Consider the following 18,107-nt stretch of genomic DNA (forward strand, 5'->3'; position numbering starts at 1 on the left):
CACTACTTGGAAACCTTCTGCTTCCAAATATTCTTTGACTACTTCTTTTAAGCGGATACCTGCTGCATCCGCACCAACTACAATTGCCATATGCTTCTCCTTTTTGCATTTCCGTCAACAAAGAAAGTTCTCCTCTTTCTTCATTCGACTTCGTTTTGTTATTCACAAACACAGTATAGCGCTAATTTTGTTTGTTGTCAACTATTTTTTGTTTATTTTTTTCGTTTTTCTTTATTTTTTATTATTTTTTAGCCCTAAATTGTTTATAACAAACAAAAAAAGAGAGAATCGCTCTCTCTTTTCAGTTTATTATTTATACAATCACACGTGTATATTCCTCTAATTCTACATGCGCTTTCTCAGATGCATCGTCTGTTATCACCGCAGTTACTTTTTTCAAGGAACAGATAGAGGTAAAGTCTTCCTTGCCAATCTTGGAGGAGTCAATCAGTAGATAGGCTTCGGAAGAACGTTCTAAGGCTAACTTTTGCGTATAGGCTTCTTCAAAAGAAGAGGTCAGAACGCGTCCATCCACAATGCCATTCCCACTAAAAAACATCTTGTGGAAGTACATTCTTTCCATGAGAGTGTTCGTTATCTCGCCGACAAAAGCTTGACTGGTTTCTCGAAGCTCCCCTCCTAAGAGGATTACCTTAAAGGTATCACTTTTCTTCTTTAACAACTCTTGGAAAATCGGCAGACAGTTGGTCACCACACGCAATTCCTTATTATTAATGGCTTCGGAAAGAACCTCAACAGAGGTCCCCGGCCCAAGGAAGATACTCTCTCCTTCTTTTATCAGTTCGCTAGCTTTCTTCGCTACCTCACGCTTAGCCAGAATATTCTTGAGTAACTTCTCTTCATGGGGAAGCTCTCGTGAAGGGAGGAATTGGTTACTTTTGGCTCCATTTCGAACACGAATAAGGAGCCCTTGCTTTTCCAATTCAATCAAATCCCGACGGACCGTCATATCCGACACCTGCATACTTTCCATGATGTCTTGAACATAAACGGTTCCAGCCTTATTGACCAGATTGATAATCTCATTCAGTCTTTCCTGTTTTTTCATTTCCTACCTACTTGCATCGTTTTTGTTTATTATAACCTTAAATTGTCAGAATCGCAATCATTATTTGTTTGAAACAAACATTTTTTAGAAAAAGAGAAATCAAAAAGGCTTATCCTTGCGGATAAACCTCTGGTTAATAACGTTTCAAGCAAAATTAAGCTTTGTTTTCGCTACCAAATACGTCAATACGTTCTTCAACTGAAGCTGTGATTGCTTCGAATCCTGGTTTCAAGAATTTACGTGGGTCGAAGAGTTTCTTCTTGTCGTATTCTGCTTCGTTTGCATCGTATTCACGTACGAATTGACGAGTTGCGTTTGCGAATGCGATTTGGCACTCAGTGTTAACGTTAACTTTCGCAACACCAAGTTTGATAGCTTCTTGGATTTGCTCATCAGGGATACCTGAACCACCGTGCAATACGATTGGGAATCCTGGAAGAGCTTCTGTTAATTTCTTCAAGTGATCAAGGTCAAGACCTTCCCAGTTCGCTGGGTATGGACCGTGGATGTTACCAATACCTGCTGCCAAGAAGTCGATTCCTGTAGCAACCATTGCTTTAGCATCTTCGATTGGTGCCAATTCACCTTTACCAACGATACCGTCTTCTTCACCACCGATTGTACCAACTTCAGCTTCAACTGAGATACCTTTAGCGTGAGCTTTTTCTACAACTTCTTTCGCCAATTTAAGGTTTTCTTCAACTGGAAGGTGTGATCCGTCGAACATGATTGAAGTGTAACCAACTTCGATACACTCAAGAGCATCTTCATAGTGACCATGGTCCAAGTGGATTGCAACTGGTACAGTGATACCCATTGCTTCAACAAGGTTAGCGATCATGTTGCGAGCTACTTTGTAACCACCCATGTATTTAGCAGCACCCATAGAAGTTTGGATCAAAACTGGAGCTTTTTTAGCTTCTGCTGCACGCAAGATAGCTTGAGTCCACTCAAGGTTGTTTGTGTTAAATCCACCAACTGCGTAACCATTGTCACGAGCTGCTTGGACAAATTTTTCTGCTGAAACGATTGCCATTAGTTGTAGGCCTCCTCTTATTTTTTGTGGTTAAACCACTTACATTGTTTATTTTATCACTTTTTCATTGAAAATGCTAGCTTTTCCTGAACCTTTAAAGCGTTTTCTTCTCTTTCAAGCATTCTTTCTGCTAAATGAACAAGAAAAAAGACAGCCGAAGCTGCCTTGATCATCCGATGCGGAGAGAGGGACTTGAACCCTCACGACCTAAAGCGGTCACAGGATCCTTAGTCCTGCGCGTCTGCCAATTCCGCCATCCCCGCGATTGAGTACCTTACTAGTATATCAATCTTCTACTTTCTTGTCAAGATTTTTTTCAAACTTTTTTCAAAGGTTGCAGATTTTCCCAAATCAGGAAAAGCCTTAGCGCTTCACTTGTTTCTCCTGTTCAAATGAGGACACATCCCTATCACAGGAGGACTTTCTTAAGGAACTAGAATTGTCTCACTGGGGGTAACCAGATATTTTTCAAATTCTAAATCGGGCATACAAGAGAACAAATCTTCTCTTATCCGCTCCAGTGCTTCCAAGCGCATCTCTACAGAGGTCGCTCGATTCCCCTGGATGATAAAGAGGACATTGCGGGTAGTCTCCTCCATCTTATAGCGCTCACCATCTCTCACATCTAGCCAGGCCATAATACCTTGTTGATCTCGGTAGACCGGATCGGTTTCACTAACATGCTTTTCTGTTGATAAGATAGGCAAAAAGGTATCTTCTCTTTGACTAATCGTAAACTCGATTGGTCCCTGTATCTTATCCAAATCATGCCCTCCGATGGCTAGAAAGGAACGAAGACATTCAACATTATAGATATCAATCACACTATTGATTGTCGGAAGGAAGCCACGACTTTGGATATTCTTAATCAAAGCAAGAATAGTCGGCGGATTCTTCTTGACACTTCGCCCCACTTCCTTCAACAAGTCCATATAGCCTTGTACAACTGCCTCCTCTTTCACCGAGCTGAGATCACAATTTAAGGCCCAAGCTTCCATCTCCTTCTTTTTAGATAAAAAATCTGCAGATAAGGGAGCTTGCGGATCCACCTGTTTGGCCACTCCGATTACAACTGTCTCAACCCCCAAATCCACCAAACTTTGATTCAGTATCCAGTCCATATCCCCTTCCTCCTTCTGCGCTAGGTTAGACTTACACCCTCATTATACTCCTCCTTGAACCATCCTTCAAGTAAAGAAAGAGAGTTGGACAGAAATCGGTAATTCGTTAGAATTCGATTTCGTCGTCCAACCTCCGCACAGTTGAGTAGGGCTATAAAAGCTGATGAAATCAGCGTAGTAGAGTCCACTCAACCACTGCGTCTTGCTCGACAATCCAAATAAACATAGAAAGAGGCTAGGAATTTTGTCCCAGCCTCTTTGGATTATTCTTCTTCTTCGTAAGACTCTTCTTCGTCTTCTTCGTCACTTAACTCAACTTCCTCATCCAACTCATCTGGTGAGATTTCATTAATTTCAGCGTCATAAGCTTCCACTTCATCCTTCTCATCTTCTGGGTTTTCATCATCGTAAGTAAGCGCTGGATCTGCTTCATAGACATCTTCGTCTTCTGGATCATCCGCATTGTAATCGATCGCGTCTTCGTCTCCGTCCATAAAGGCATTGACACGTTTTTTCTTACGTTTCTTAGGTTCTTCGTCTTCATCTGTTTCTTCAAGAGCGATGATTTCTTCATCTACCTCATCGATTGCATACCATGAGCGAAGTCCCCATTTATTATCCCCTAGTGGGATAAAGCTTCCATCCACATTCAATTCCGTATAGAATAATGGAAGAGCTTCACGAATTTCACTGTTTGATTTTTCGAGGTAGTTTTGAATTTCATTGACCAGGTCATTGAAATACATTTCATGATCACGGCCACGTGACTCCAAAATCGCACGGGCTACTTCAATCATTGAAAGTTCACTTTTTTCTTGTCCAGCAAATACTTCTAATTCCAAGGTAGATCTCCTTCATTTTTATCTCAAGGCAACACTCTTTTTCATTAAAAAAGAGGATACCCCTAGAATACATCATTTATCGTTACACTCTATTGTACGATAATTTTCCCCTTTCGTCAAAGGAAAATTCCGCGCCAATAAGAAGAGAAAAGCCGGGACACATGGCCTCAGCTTTTCCTCTTATGACTTCTTTCCATCATGATGGAAGATCATCTTTTTATTTTACTTTCGCAGTGCTTGTGATCACTTCAACAGCTTTCTTCACAGCGATATCGTGTTTCAACATTTCTGGTGAAAGCAAGCTACGAACTTGTTCAACTGGCATGTTGTAGTCTGCTGCCAATTGTTCGATTTCTGCAGTTACTTCTTCGTCAGTTGCTTCGAAACCTTCTGCTTTGGCAACTGCTTCTACGACAAGGTTTGTCTTAGTACGTGCTGCTGCGTCTGCTTCATATTGTTTGTGAAGATCTTCTTGAGTTGTACCAGTGATTTGGAAATACATGTCTGGAGAGATTCCTTGACGTTGCATGTTTCCAAGGAATTCATTTACAGCACGGTGTACTTCTTCGTGAATCATTTCTTCTGGAAGGTCAACGATTTCTGCGTTTTCTACTGCAAGGTCAATCGCTGCTGACTCAACTGCATCTTTATAAGCTTCTTCTTTCGCTTCAGCCAACTCTTTGCGGTATTTTTCTTTCAATTCAGCAAGAGTTTCGACTTCTTCGTCGATGTCTTTTGCCAATTCATCGTCAAGAGCTGGTACTTCTTTTGCTTTTACTTCGTGGATCGTTGTCACGAATTTTGCTTCTTTACCTGCAAGGTCAGTTGCTTGGTAGTTTTCTGGGAAAGTTACGATGACATCAACTGTCTCACCAGCTGAGTGTCCAACCAATTGGTCTTCAAAACCTGGGATAAATTGACCTGAACCAAGTCCAAGTGAGAAGTTATCTCCTTTTCCTCCGTCAAACTCAACACCGTCAACAGAACCTACAAAGTCGATCACAACAGTATCACCTTCAGCTGCTGGTCCTTCTTTGATTACCAATTCAGCCAAGTTGTTGCGTTCGCGTTCGATACGTGCATCTACATCTTCATCTGTTACTTCTTTAGAAACTTCTACAGATACTTCAAGGTCTTTGTAAGCACCCAATTTAACTTCTGGTTTTGTAACAACATTTGCTGTCAATGTCCAATCTTGACCTTTTTCCATTGATACAACGTCAAAAGTTGGTTGAGCAACCACTTCAAGACCCGCTTCTTTTACTGCTGCTTCATAAGCTGCTGGAAGAAGATCGTTCAAAGCATCTTGATAAAGTGATTCTTCACCAAAACGTTGGTTGAAGATCGGACGTGGAAGGTGACCTTTACGGAATCCTGGTACGTTCAAGTTTTTCTTAACAGACTCAAACACGCGGTCTAAAGCTGGTTTAATTTGTTCTTGACTAATGGTGAAAGTCAATACACCGCGGTTTGTTTCTTTGTTTTCAAATGATACAGACATTCTGTCTCTCCTTAAAATAATATAGTCATTCCTAATAATTTTACCATAAAACTTCGAAAATGCAAGTTTTTGGGCATCCTGGTTTTGTGAAAACTGCTTCTTTTTAGAAGAATTTTATAGTGGTTTCTGGAGACCCAAAGATTAAAAATCTCTTTCCTATCTCAAAATTTGTCACGGAACAAAAAAACTAGTCCATGCCTGAACTAGTTTCCTTCCTATTAGGATTTCCGAAGCGAATCTTCTTGGTAAGTAGCACGCGCCCCACCGATTAACTTTGGACGACTCGCTAGAGCCGTCACATGAGCGCCACCCAGTTCTTTCAAGACAGGGCGAACGGGTACTTGCACATGCTTGACATGCATCCCAATAGAAGTGTCCCCGATGTCCAAACCAGCCTGAGCTGTGATATATTCCACTTCGACAGGGTCTTTCATATAACCGAAGGCTGCCAACTGTCCGGCACCACCCGCATGGAGGCTCGGTAGTACATTGACGATTTCTAAGTCTTTCTTTTCTGCTAGTTCACGTTCGACCACCAGAGCGCGGTTAAGATGCTCACATCCTTGGACAGCTAAGTAAATCCCTTTGGGAGTTAGGGTATCTAGGATGGTTTTCACAATGGCTTGCCCAATCTCTAGGCTTGAGTTCTTCCCGATACTTGCGCCAGCGACTTCACTGGTGGACAGGCCTAATACGAGGATTTGTCCCTGATGCAGATTGGCCTTGGATAAAAGATCCAGCAAAATCTCCTGGGTTTCTCTTTTTAATTGCTCTAACTCCATCCTCTAATTCCCCTTCTTTGGCAAGAAATGGTACAGAGCATATCCCAGAGCCATCCCAACGAAGTTTTGAACCAGATTATGAGGAACCTCTTCAATGGCCGCTACCCAGGTATTTCCTAAAAAGAGCGCTGATGCTAGGGCATAGCCGCCTACCATGATAACCGTTCCTAGAAGCAGACCGATGTAACGGGCTTTTCCTTTAAAGCCAGCAAAGTAGCCTTGAGCTCCGTGGAAAAGGAGACTAAAGAACATCCATTGAGGATAGCCAGAGAGGAGGTCTAAGAGAAAGGCTCCAAGACCACCGACCACTGCACCTTCTTTGCGCCCCAGATAAAAGGCGGTAAAATAAACGCCTAAATCCAGCAAGGTCACCATCCCGGTTGGAGTTGGCAACTTGGTGTAATAGCCCAGCACAACTGTCAAGGCGGTTAAAATGGCTAAATGCGCGATTACTTGGGTACGGTTATTGGTCATATTGAACTACTCCATATTGATCTGATTTTTGAATGGCTTGGTAGACGAACGCTTTTGAAGCCTTAACAGCTTCTAACGTTGCCTTCCCTTGAACTAACTGGCTTGCAATGCTAGAGGCAAAGGTACAACCAGCTCCTGTATTATTCTTCTCTAAAACGTCTTCTTCGAAGACCGTAAAGTCTTGGCCATCATAAAAGACATCGATGGCTTTTTCCTTGTTGAGGCGATTGCCCCCTTTGACCACAACAGTCTCTGCTCCCAATTCATGGAGCTTACGAGCAGCCTCCTTCATATCATCGAGCGATTGAATCTTGCTTTGGGTCAAGATCTCAGCCTCTGGTAAATTTGGTGTGATGATGGTCACATAAGGGAAGAACTTGATCAATTCGTCTCGAAGGGCTGACACTTCCACATCATGGGTTTCCTTGCAGACCAAGACAGGATCCAGCACCATAGGGATACCTGCATGGGCTTTGACATAGGCCAGGGCTAAATCTGCCACTTCAACATTTGGCAAGAGGCCGAGTTTAATAGCAGAAAAAGGAACATCCTTGAGAGAGCTGAGCTGTTGAGCAAAGGTCGTCGGATCCACCGGAATGACTTCAAAACCGTGCTCGGTCATGGCTGTCAAACAGGTCACCGCTACAAAACCATGCTGTTTGTTAGTCGTATAGGTCGCAAGGTCTGCGTGAAGACCTCCTCCACTAAAAATATCATTTCCTGAAATAGCTAGAATCAATTCATTGCTCATACCGAATCTCCTTTAAATATAAGCCATTTGGCGCTGCTGTCGGACCTGCTAGATTGCGGTCCTTTTTTTCTAAAATCAAGTCAATTTGCTCCACCGGCATTCGTCCATTGCCAATCTTTAGCAAGGTTCCCACCATATTGCGGATTTGCTTGTAGAGAAAGCCATTACCTGAAAAGGTAAAGAGAAGGCGATGATTTGCCCTATCCTCAACCAAGCGAGCCTCTGTAATCGTGCGAACCTTGTCTTCCACACTGGTACCCGAAGCAGTAAATCCAGTGAAATCATGGGTCCCCTCCAACTTTTGGATGGCTGCTTGCATCTTGGCCACATCCAAGGGGTAGGGATAGTGGGTGGCATAGTGGCGCATCATGGGGTTCTTGGGGCGACCATAATCCACGATGAATTCGTAAGTCTTGCTGTGCTTCTTGTAACGTGAGTGAAAGTCATCTGCTACTTGCTCCACCCGGATGAAATCAATATCCTCTGGGGTCTGGGTATCGAGGGCAAAGCGGAGCTTCTCCTCATCCCGTGGCTGAGGGAGATCAAAATGGATGACCTGCCCAAGGGCATGGACGCCTGCATCCGTCCGGCCCGCGCCATGGATGGTCACGGGATTTCCTTGATTCAGACGCATTAAGGTCTTCTCGATTTCTTCTTGTACACTACGCGCATGCGGTTGGCGTTGGAAACCTGCAAATAGCGTTCCATCGTAAGAAATAGTTGCTTTGTATCGTGTCATGTTTTTATTTTATCAAGTTCATCCAAGCTGAACAAGGCAGAAAAGCCATGACTGTCCGGGTACAGTTTGGAAGTCAAAAAAAGAACCAAGTCTTTCCTTTTCCATCTCTGGAAAATAGAAAAACTTAGTTCAATCGGGGGGCTGATTAGTCTTCTTTCCGTCCTTTGAGACCCATCCCTGTCGCTCCTAAGATTGCTCCAAGCAAGGCCAACCCTAGGACAGATTCTTGTCCAGTCTCAGGAAGCTGATGGCTAGACGGTGCTTGATTTTGCATCGGTGTTGGCTTAGCCTCTTCTACTGTTTTTTGTTCTGAAGCGACTGGAGCTGGTTGAGCGTTCACAAGTGGCTTCACTTCAGGAGCTACTGGTCTTACTTGATCGTGACCTCCTTGACCAACTTGAGGTAAGTCTGGTTGAGGACTTGGACCATCCTGTAAACCTGGAGTCGGAGTGATCACTTCTGCCTCCTTGGTGCCCACTTCCACAATCTCAGAAACAGCTTCTTTCGAAACTTCTGTTCCTACCACTTGGCGGCTCTTATCAAGAGCAGAGACCGCAACAAATTCACGATTCTGGCCTTTAACACCTGCTTGAACCACTTTTCGTTCACCCTTGGCCAAGTCTGGATTCGTACGTTCGACGACTTCAAAATCTAGTTCTGTTTCAATGATTTCCAAGCTTGGTTTGTCTTCTACCAAGGCTCTGACATCATTTTCTGCTTGACCTCCCACTTGGGTGATTGGTTTCAACTGGCTGAGAGCTTGTGTTAGGCTTGTCACTTGCTCATCTACCTTTTCTTGATGGGCACGACTGACAGTCCAGTTCAATGTATCCAAGACTTTTGCAAGAGCTGAACGAGATTCCTCTGTATAGATGGAAAGATCTGTTGGAACAATTGCAAGGACCGCACGAAGGGCCGTATAGTCAGCTTTGAAATAGTCCTTATTGTGGTTGGCAAATGCTTCCATGACCTGGAAGACTTCTTCTTCCTTGTATTCATTGGCCGGTTCATCTGCCCATATTCCCAACATACTTCCGGACACCGGTAATTTCACATCAGGGTATTTGGTTGAAGCTAATTGTTCAAATGGAACAGTTTCTGAATGTTGGATAGCTTTATCGAGTGGATAGCTTTGATCTCCCCTGTGGCCCAAAACATAGTACCAGTCACCGTTGGTATTGAGGAATTTGTAGCCCTTGTCTGCTAGGTACTGTGGTGATGCGAGGTTATAGCCCCACCATCCTTTAGACCAGTAAGAAATCAAGACATCCTTGTCAAAGGCAACATCATCTTCGTCTCCATAGTAGAAGCCATCGTTAAAGGCCATTGGTTGCAGACCTTTTTCGCGAGCCATAGCTGCGAGACTATTGGAATAGTCCGCAAACTTACCATAGAGCTCATACCATTTGAGATAGTACCAGCCTTGGGCATTGGTGGCATCATTGGCATATTCGTCTGTTCCATAGTTAAAGATCTTAGACTTGCCTTTGAAATAGTCCATGTACTTGCCAATTAGAGCCTTGGTAAAGTTGACGGCTTCTTCGTTGGTTAGATCCATGGTTGTCTTGGAAACTGTATCAAAGGTTGCTTGTGGATGTTCGATACCCAGTTTTTCCATCGCTACCAAGATGGCATCCATATGACCTGGACTATTGACTGCCGGGATTAAGCCAATCCCTTTTGAGCTAGCATAAGCCAGTAACTCATCCATTTCTGCTTGTGTCAAAGCTTGACCATTTGGATCGTCATAGTAGGCCTTGGTACCTTCGAGAAGCGCCTGTTTTACGTCATCGCTGGCATAAGTCTTGCCATTGGCTTCAACCGTCATATCATCGAGCACAAAGCGCATGCCATCATTTCCGACAAGGAGGTGCAAGTCAGTGTAGCCTAGCTCACTAGCCTTATCCACGATTCGTTTCAACTGATCCAGCGAGAAGTATTTGCGTCCTGCGTCAATGGAAATTACCTTGCTCTTAGCTAGTTTTTCAGCAGCTTCCTTGTCTGCCAACTCTTTGGCATAGCTTTCTGTATGGACTAAGGCCTCTTGAGCGGCTTTGAGAGAAGCAATCAGTTCTTTGGCTTCTGCTCGTGTCGTTTCTGCTCCCACTCCTTCTAGCGCCTCTTTTGCTGCTGTAAAGGCTACTAGCGATTCTGGAGTGTAATGGTCCAAATCAGTTGGAGCTTCCGCAAGAGCTTTTTCGACGATTTCAGGGTCCGCTACAAAGTAGTCTGCGTTCTTATCCGCAAAAGCCTGCATGAGCTTGAAGAGAAGCTCTTTTTTGTAGGTTGCAGATGGCGTATCTGCCCAGGCAGCTACCATCCCACCGATAAATGGAACCTTAGCCCCATCATTCTTTTGAACAACATCAATCGCTGATTTAGAAATCCCTTCGAGACCTTGATCGAGATTGTACCAACCTGATCCAGCCTTGTCACGACCAAGGACATAGTACCAAGCATCATTGGTGTTAAGAATTTGATGGCCTAGTTCAGACAAGAATTTTGAAGAAGCCACATCATAGCCGTTCCAACCACCTGTCCAGTAGGAAACAATGATATCTTTATCAAAGGTTCCGTAGGAGGTATCGCCATTGTAGTAGATACCGTCGTTGAAGGCCATTGGTTTCATCTTGTGTTTTTTCACAATAGCCGCTAGATCATTGGCATATTGGATGAATTTTTCGTAGCCTTTATCTGGATAGCCTTCATCTGGCCAATGCTTGCTAGCTTGGAGAACCTGCCAACCATGAGCATCCGTTGCATCATTGGCATATTCGTCCAAACCGATGTTAAAGATGTCTGTCTTGCCACTGAAATAAGCCGCATACTTATCCACCAAAGCTTTGGTGAAATCTAGGGCTTTTTGGTTGTCTAAATCAACGGTCCGTTCTGACTTTTTCGTGCCAAAGTAATTAAAGTGAGGGTTTTCGATCCCTAATTGCTCCATAGCGGTTAGGATTGCATCCATGTGCCCTGGGCTATTAATTGTTGGAATCACGCCTATATTCTTGGATTTAGCATAAGCCAAAATGTCATCCATTTGAGCCTGCGTCAAGGCTGTTCCATTTGGATCGTCATAGTAAGCTTTGGTTCCTTTTTCAACTGCCTCTTTGACCGCTTGACTTGAGTAGGATGCATCTCCTACTTGCAAGGACATGTCATCAAGGACAAAGCGCAAACCATCATTTCCCACTAAGAGATGTAGGTCGGTATAGCCCGTCTTACTGGCTTCATCAATGATTTCCTTGATTTGATCCGGTGAGAAGTACTTGCGACCCGCATCAATAGAGATGACTTTTTTCTTGGCCAATTTTTCTTCTTGTTCAGGATCTTTAGCGGGTGTTTCAGTCGCTGCTGTCACTGGTTGAGCTGCTACATCAGCTTCTGTGACAGAGATCGCTTCTTCACGAATCAAGCGATCAAGATCAGATGCGCGCAATTCTCGATCAGGTAGGGTCGGCTGACTTTGATCAACGATTGGAGCAGGAACAATTGGTTTTTCTACTACCGGCTGAGGAGCTTCCTCCGTAGCAGAAAGAGGCAAGTCTCCTTCACTTGGCTGTGTCGGTAGAGTCGTTGCAGGGCTTTCTGTAACGCTTGGCGTATCTGCTGCTACGACTTGACCGCTAGCAAAAAAGCCAACTAGTACCGAAGCAACTCCTACAGTATACTTGCGAATAGCATAACGTGGTTGATGTGATTTCATCAGGACCTCCTAAAATTTGTTTTGTGTAAACGCTTACTTCCAGTCTATCTAGAAAGCAGGCCCTCGTCAAGCCTTCTTTGAAAGGTTCTTTAATTAAGAGAAGAAGCTATAAAATTTTATCCCTATAATTCATTAAAACTAGCGGACAAAAAAAGAGCTTGGCTCTTAAAACCAAACTCTTTATTGATGTATTCTAAAAACAAAGGCTCTAAGTACCTGATTTCTGTCTCTTAGCGCAGTGGTTGATTGCTCAAAACACTGTTTTGAGGTGATGGATAGGGATTGCGAAGCAAGGCCCTTCCTAATCAACTGTGCGGGGGCAGGACTACGAAATCGAGACTGCGTCTACCGATTTCTGTCTCTTAGCGCAGTGGTTGATTGGAACTACTCCTACCTGCGGTACTCGTACTTCCTAATCAACTGTGTGGGGGCAGGACTACGAAATCGAGACTGCGTCTACCGATTTCTGTCTCTTGGCGCAGTGGTTGATTGGAACTACTCCTACCTGCGGTACTCGTACTTCCTAATCAACTGTGCGGGGGCAAAACTACGAAATCAAACTCTTCGAGTTACTGATTTCTGTTTTGCTCCCTATATTGCCCAATCTCCGTTGCGGAAGACTGGGACGCGGGTACCGTCTTCTCGGATGCCGTCTATATCCATTTGGCTTGAGCCAATCATGAAGTCAACGTGGACGTCTGAGCGGTTAAGGCCGGCTGCTTCGAGTTCTTCTTCTGTGAACTCTGCTCCACCTTCTACGCTGGTGGCATAGGCTGCCCCGATGGCCAAGTGGTTAGAGGCATTTTCATCAAAGAGGGTGTTAAAGAAGGTAATACCTGATTGGGAAATTGGGCTTGGGTCTGGTACGAGGGCACATTCACCCAAGGCACGCGCTCCCTTGTTTTTGAAGACCAAATCTTTCATAACTTGATCGCCCTTTTCAGCTGTAATATCCACAATTTCTCCATTTTCAAAGGTCACTTTGATGCCTTCGATGATGTTCCCATTGTAGCTAAGCGGTTTTGTAGAAGTGACATATCCTTCTGCACGACGGAAGTCAGGAGCTGTGAAGACCTCTTCTGTCGGCATGTTTGGCAAGAAACCTTCGCCTTGGGCATTGATAGCCCCGGCAGATTCCCAGACGTGTTTTTTTGGCAAGCCAAGGGTCAAATCGGTGCCTGGTGCTGTGTAATGAAGGGCTGAGAATTGTTCTTTATTAAGTGTATCTGCCTTGCTCTTCAAAATAGCAGCATGCTCTTCCCAAGCCTTGACTGGATCTTCTTCGTACACCCGGCAGGTCTTGAAGATTTGATCCCAAAGGAGATCCACTGCTTCTTCGTCGCTCGCCGCATTTGGGAAGACTTTTTTCGCCCATTCTAAACCAGCTGCTGCAGCAACTGTCCAGCTGACCTTGTTGGATTGAGTAGCGATGCGCATTGGTTTCATAGCCATTCCCAAAGCCTTGGCAGAAGCAGAAAGTTTCTCTGCATCGACGCCGTTCAAGGCACCTGGATCAGAAGAACGGACACCCAAACGACTAGCCTTGTGTTCCAAGAGGTAGTTCATCTCTGCAATCTTGTAGTCAGGCACATTGTCCAAGCGATCCATCGGTGCATGGAGGAATTTTTCCCGGGTAGTAAAATCATCTGCCCATTGGACAATGACTTCGTGGGCCCCCAAGGTATAAGCTTCCTTAACGATTAGGTGGGCCAATTCTCTTTGTTCCACATCGATGTTCAAAGCCAAGGTATGGCCAGGTTGCACGTTGATGCCGTTCGCCACCAACAATTTTGCGTATTTTTCTAAGTTTTCTTTAAAATTTGGTAAAACCATGTTCAATCCTTTTCTATATTAATCCTTTAAGAGTGACAAGAGGTTTGCTACCACGACAGTGGTGCAGACCAGGCCAGTTACTTTTAAAATTGTATCAGTATTTAGCTCTAATTGATAGCTAAATGTCTTTTGAGCAGGTTTGTCTTCTGCAAAAATTTTTACTCTCATCGTTCTATTCCTTTCTTAGCATCCTCCTCACCTATATAAAGGCCTCGTGCCTCTGGGCTATTGGTAAGAATATCGAGATAGGTTTCATAATCATCGGACAGGGGCTTTCCTAAAGAAATATCTTGCTCTGGATTCACATTTTTCCCATAAAGATAGCAAAGGTAGAGACGCTCATTGAGTGTTGGAAAGACTTCTAGAGACATGAGCTCAGCCTGACTGACCCGCTCCCAATCTTGCTCTTGGATATCTGGTAGGATATAGGCTTGGAAGAGTCCCATCAGAGGATTATCCTCTGGTTGGCCACTTTCCTTATCCGCCTCAACCAAAGAAAGCCGATGACCAAAACCAGCTACTTGACGCTCCTGTCCCTTCACCGAAACCGTAATCGGATGCCCTCCCATATGGCTATAAATCCATTCTTTAGGCAACCGATAATCTAAGAGAGGCTCAAGATCTTTGACAATTGTTACAGGACTAGAGCGTAGAAACTGACGAGTGACTGCTTTACAAAAGAGAATATTCTCCTCTTTCAAGGTCACTCCCTTCCAGTTATTTTCCTCCTTGAAATGGTTAAAAAATACCAGATAGGGCTCTCGCACCATTTGTGCTAAGACATAAACACCATTTCGTAGGCGAATGGAAATGACTTTCCCTGACTTCCAGGGTGTTGCTCTTTTTTTCTTTTCTATCATTAACCAACCTCAAACCGAGCGAGGATCGTTGAATCCATCAAAATAAATCACTGTGACTTCCTGTCCTCAGCAAGTTTAAAATCAATTCATCCTTGTCCACTTTATACACCAAAAGCCAATCCGGCTGGATATGACACTCCCGAACACCTTGGAAATGCTTGGAATCAGTCAATTGATGGTCACGATATCTGACAGGAAGTTCTTTTTCTTGAATCAGAAAATGCAAGACTTCTTCAAACAAATCTGCTTTCAATCCACGCCTCATTGCCACCTTAAAATCTTTTTTAAACTGTTTATGATAGCGAATCTTAAGCACGCAAGTCCTCCATCAAGTCTGAGACAGATTCAAAAGACCGACTCATATTCCGATTTTGCTCTACATCCGTGACGACTTGAAGCAATTTCCTGTTTTCATCTATCTTTACATCAAACGGTAGACCCTGATATTGAATAGCCTGACGGAGGAAAATGTTGATGGCTGTAGTCATATCCATCCCTAAATGGTTAAAAACCTGTTGAGCCTGCTCCTTGACCTCACTATCCAAACGAATACTCATACTCGTCTTTGACATATTCTCACCTTCTTTCTATTGATTATTGTAACAAAAAAGAAGGCTTTTGTAAATTCATTGGATATACAACAGATGTCTATAAGCCAAAATATAGTAAAGAAATAAAATTAATGTCCCAAATATGGGAGATCTCAGCCTGAGTTTTAGTTTTAGAATATAATGTTGCTATCATAGATTAAGAGGTGAAAAATATGAACCAGATTACGAAACAATATAAATTACTATATTTCTTGCTCATTTTATTAAGTCTGACAAGTGCTCTTTTAATGACATTCTTCTCTCTGCAATTAGGAAGAATACTTGATAGTATATCTAATTCAAATAGTGGATTACTCTTTCATATCACTATTTCTGTAGGTTCGATTTTACTGTGGTTCTTGATTTCTTGTTCCTATTCCTATCTTAAAAACCAATATGTAAAAAAAGTTATTTTAGATCTAAAAAGGTGTCTCTTATTACATTATTTATCGCGTGAATTTAACCAAATTGACAACCGTAACCATTCAGATTTCTTAAATAATATCACCAAAAACAGTGATCTTATTCAAGAAAATTTATTAATCCCTAAGATCTCTCTAATTGCAAATTTAGGGAGCCTTATCATGAGTGTGGTTGCTATTATCTATATAGAATGGCGATTAGCATTAGTCTTTCTTTTATTGTCGAGTATAACGATTTTTCTATCACAAATTCCTGGAAAGTTAATGACTAAATCAACTAATAATTATTCTCTACAAAATAATCACTATTTGTCAAAAATGACAAACTTTATTAATGGTTTTGAACAAATTAAGTTATTAAATATTCAAAGCTGGACCCAAGAAAAAATTCAGGGAATCAGTTTAGAATTTGAAGAGTCCAGAAAAACATATCAATTCTTAAAAGACTTAGCTTCAACTACTGGAATTTTACTAAGTTTTGGCTCTCAACTATCCTGTATGGTCGCTGGTATCTTTTTTGTAAGAAATAACTTACTGACTATTGGACTACTAGTAGCAAGTATTCAATTATTAAACGGTGTTTTTGCTCCATTACAATCTATTCTTTACAATAAAAATTTAATCAGCAGTAGCAAGTCCATTATTGATAATATCCAAGAAAATCTATATGAGACAAATCATGGAACTTTCCATAAAACAAGTACAATTGATTGTGATAACATTTCGACTATTTCTATTAGCCAATTATATTATGAAATTGAAAATAGAATATTATTTGATCATTTTTCCTATGAATTTAAAAAAGGCAAGCGCTATGCGATTATCGGTGCTTCAGGAACTGGGAAAACAACTTTAGTAAAATTAATACTAAATTATTATCCAAAAAATCTTTATGATGGAGAAATAAAAATCAACGGAAAACAGAATATTGATATTCCCTCAGAGGAGTTATATAAAGATATTGCGTTTGTGCAAAAAAATGACTTTCTAATTGAAGGCAATATTCTAGAGAATATCAAATTGGCTAGAAACCTTCATTTAACTGAAAAATTAAGAAAATCCTTAGGTTTTAATGAAGACTTCCTTCGTAAAAACCTAGCTCAATCAAACCAAATCATTTCAGAAGGAGAAAAGCAACGAATTGATTTAGCTAGGTTTTTAGTCAAAACATATTCAGTTTATATATTTGACGAACCTACAAGTAACCTTGATCCAATAAAAGCAAAAGAAATAATGGACTACATTCTATCCATTAAAGATGCAATTGTTATTGTCATTACTCATGATCAAAATCCAGAAATATTGGAAGAGTTTGATCACGTTATTACCTTATAGATAAATGGCCTAGTCTATTAAATGAATGATGTGTTTCTCAAAGTATTCTTTGTAATTTTTGTAGATTGTTTTATTGAAGAGTTCGAAAATTTTTAAAGCTTCTTCGATTTTTAAAAGTGATTTTTGATTATGATAGAATTTCAGTTCCAAATATCCATCTAAATATAGCAAAATAGTTTGTTCAAAAAAATCTGTGGAATCCGCTAATATATTCTTCGTAGCCTGTTTTAAAAATAAAGATTCCTCATATAAGTCGTTCTCAATCATTATAATCAAAGAATTGAGAAGTAGTTGAATGAGAGATTGTCTATTTCTAGGTATAGAACTATACAATTTCCCTTTTTTGAGTGCCTCTTTGGCATATCTAAATAATAAATCTGGAGATAGAACACGACAGCAATTTCCAAGGATGAGCGTTTCGTAATAACCCCAGTTTTCAACAGAAAATAAATAGTTTGTAAGATAAGAGGCGTCTTGACGACTCAATTGATGATTCTTATCCATTCCCGAAACAATACTTTCGATGAAAATAGCATTTAATTTATGGTAATGAGAATTTGTCTCATGAAAAAGTTCTATTTCTTTCTCTACCATATCTAGTAATGCTTGAGCATCTTCATTATATGCAGCCTGTTTAACAGAAGCTATTAAGGTATTAAAATCCGAAGGTTGATAATGATTACAGATAAGCAGAAATTCTTCTAGTGTTACTCCTATTCTTTCAAGAAGATACAATAACTTAAAGACAGAAATCTCTGTTTCTCCTAATTCAAATCTAGATATTTGAGATTTTGAAATTTCAGCACCTGCTAACGAAGAAATAGAAATCCCCTTTTCTTCTCTTATTTTCCTATAAGTTTCACCTAAAATCATACTTATCTCCATTCCATATCGAAAAGTTATTAAGGTATAGCAAACACTACTTCCGTTAAGCTTACTCTTGTTTGAGAGTATCATTATTAGTAATTTATAGCAATCATTTTTGATAATTTCAATATATAACTTCCTAAAGTTATAGTCTTTGGATAAAAACTTACTTATACTCT

The 18,107-nt window shown here is 41.6% G+C and carries 17 protein-coding genes, 1 tRNA gene and 1 pseudogene; 1 reads left to right on the forward strand and 18 read right to left on the reverse strand.

The window, feature by feature from the left end:
• The 17 genes and pseudogenes from I2C87_RS06670 to I2C87_RS06750 all read right to left on the reverse strand — a co-directional run.
• Window positions 1-90: pseudogene (locus I2C87_RS06670) on the reverse strand (galactose-6-phosphate isomerase); the annotation flags it as partial.
• A 223-nt stretch (window positions 91-313) separates the two neighbouring features.
• Window positions 314-1,069, reverse strand: a complete 756-nt coding sequence (locus tag I2C87_RS06675; protein WP_195324286.1) for a DeoR/GlpR family DNA-binding transcription regulator — start codon at window positions 1,067-1,069, stop codon at window positions 314-316.
• Window positions 1,070-1,223: 154 nt separating this feature from the next.
• Window positions 1,224-2,105: a class II fructose-bisphosphate aldolase gene (locus I2C87_RS06680; protein WP_006595009.1), complete on the reverse strand. Its 882-nt coding sequence runs from the start codon at window positions 2,103-2,105 to the stop codon at window positions 1,224-1,226.
• Between the two features lie 177 nt (window positions 2,106-2,282).
• Window positions 2,283-2,368, reverse strand: a tRNA-Leu gene (locus I2C87_RS06685).
• Window positions 2,369-2,530: 162 nt separating this feature from the next.
• A complete protein-coding gene (locus I2C87_RS06690) occupies window positions 2,531-3,226 on the reverse strand; it encodes a B3/4 domain-containing protein (protein ID WP_154853826.1) in 696 nt (231 codons plus the stop codon).
• A 263-nt stretch (window positions 3,227-3,489) separates the two neighbouring features.
• Window positions 3,490-4,068 carry a DNA-directed RNA polymerase subunit delta gene (gene rpoE, locus I2C87_RS06695; RefSeq protein WP_048691524.1) on the reverse strand — a complete coding sequence of 193 codons (579 nt, stop codon included), beginning with the start codon at window positions 4,066-4,068 and terminating at the stop codon, window positions 3,490-3,492.
• Between the two features lie 217 nt (window positions 4,069-4,285).
• A complete protein-coding gene (tig, locus tag I2C87_RS06700) occupies window positions 4,286-5,569 on the reverse strand; it encodes a trigger factor (protein WP_048691525.1) in 1,284 nt (427 codons plus the stop codon).
• Window positions 5,570-5,787: 218 nt separating this feature from the next.
• Entirely contained in the window at window positions 5,788-6,351 is a 564-nt protein-coding gene (locus tag I2C87_RS06705) for a TIGR01440 family protein (protein WP_195324287.1), read from the reverse strand.
• A gap of 3 nt (window positions 6,352-6,354) precedes the next feature.
• On the reverse strand, window positions 6,355-6,825 hold the full coding sequence (locus I2C87_RS06710; RefSeq protein WP_048691530.1) for an ECF transporter S component: 471 nt from the start codon (window positions 6,823-6,825) through the stop codon (window positions 6,355-6,357).
• Window positions 6,815-7,576: a bifunctional hydroxymethylpyrimidine kinase/phosphomethylpyrimidine kinase gene (locus I2C87_RS06715; protein ID WP_195324288.1), complete on the reverse strand. Its 762-nt coding sequence runs from the start codon at window positions 7,574-7,576 to the stop codon at window positions 6,815-6,817. The genes I2C87_RS06710 and I2C87_RS06715 overlap by 11 nt, the downstream gene beginning before the upstream one ends.
• Complete coding sequence (gene truA, locus I2C87_RS06720) at window positions 7,566-8,315, reverse strand: tRNA pseudouridine(38-40) synthase TruA (protein ID WP_195324289.1); 750 nt, start codon at window positions 8,313-8,315, stop codon at window positions 7,566-7,568. The genes I2C87_RS06715 and truA overlap by 11 nt, the downstream gene beginning before the upstream one ends.
• A gap of 145 nt (window positions 8,316-8,460) precedes the next feature.
• Window positions 8,461-12,021 (reverse strand): family 20 glycosylhydrolase, encoded by a 3,561-nt coding sequence (locus I2C87_RS06725; protein WP_195324290.1) that lies wholly within the window; start codon window positions 12,019-12,021, stop codon window positions 8,461-8,463.
• Between the two features lie 591 nt (window positions 12,022-12,612).
• Window positions 12,613-13,854, reverse strand: coding sequence for an aminopeptidase (locus I2C87_RS06730; RefSeq protein WP_195324291.1), 1,242 nt, complete (start codon window positions 13,852-13,854; stop codon window positions 12,613-12,615).
• Window positions 13,855-13,872: 18 nt separating this feature from the next.
• Window positions 13,873-14,022: a hypothetical protein gene (locus tag I2C87_RS06735; protein ID WP_195324292.1), complete on the reverse strand. Its 150-nt coding sequence runs from the start codon at window positions 14,020-14,022 to the stop codon at window positions 13,873-13,875.
• Window positions 14,019-14,714 carry a hypothetical protein gene (locus I2C87_RS06740; protein ID WP_195324293.1) on the reverse strand — a complete coding sequence of 232 codons (696 nt, stop codon included), beginning with the start codon at window positions 14,712-14,714 and terminating at the stop codon, window positions 14,019-14,021. Before I2C87_RS06740 ends, I2C87_RS06735 begins: the two co-directional genes overlap by 4 nt.
• Window positions 14,715-14,751: 37 nt before the next feature.
• Window positions 14,752-15,030 (reverse strand): type II toxin-antitoxin system YafQ family toxin, encoded by a 279-nt coding sequence (locus tag I2C87_RS06745; protein WP_120701288.1) that lies wholly within the window; start codon window positions 15,028-15,030, stop codon window positions 14,752-14,754.
• Complete coding sequence (locus tag I2C87_RS06750; RefSeq protein WP_120701289.1) at window positions 15,023-15,286, reverse strand: type II toxin-antitoxin system RelB/DinJ family antitoxin; 264 nt, start codon at window positions 15,284-15,286, stop codon at window positions 15,023-15,025. The genes I2C87_RS06745 and I2C87_RS06750 overlap by 8 nt, the downstream gene beginning before the upstream one ends.
• 191 nt (window positions 15,287-15,477) lie before the next feature.
• Here I2C87_RS06750 and I2C87_RS06755 point away from each other — a divergent pair, with 191 nt between their 5' ends.
• The gene (locus I2C87_RS06755) at window positions 15,478-17,061 is read left to right on the forward strand and encodes an ATP-binding cassette domain-containing protein (RefSeq protein ID WP_195324294.1); all 1,584 of its coding nucleotides are present in this window, start codon (window positions 15,478-15,480) and stop codon (window positions 17,059-17,061) included.
• Between the two features lie 9 nt (window positions 17,062-17,070).
• Here the strand turns inward: I2C87_RS06755 and I2C87_RS06760 are convergent, their stop codons facing one another.
• A complete protein-coding gene (locus I2C87_RS06760; RefSeq protein ID WP_195324295.1) occupies window positions 17,071-17,934 on the reverse strand; it encodes a helix-turn-helix domain-containing protein in 864 nt (287 codons plus the stop codon).
• Window positions 17,935-18,107: the final 173 nt, after the last annotated feature.

Source organism: Streptococcus sp. 1001283B150225_161107_H12, assembly GCF_015552665.1.
Classification (GTDB): domain Bacteria; phylum Bacillota; class Bacilli; order Lactobacillales; family Streptococcaceae; genus Streptococcus.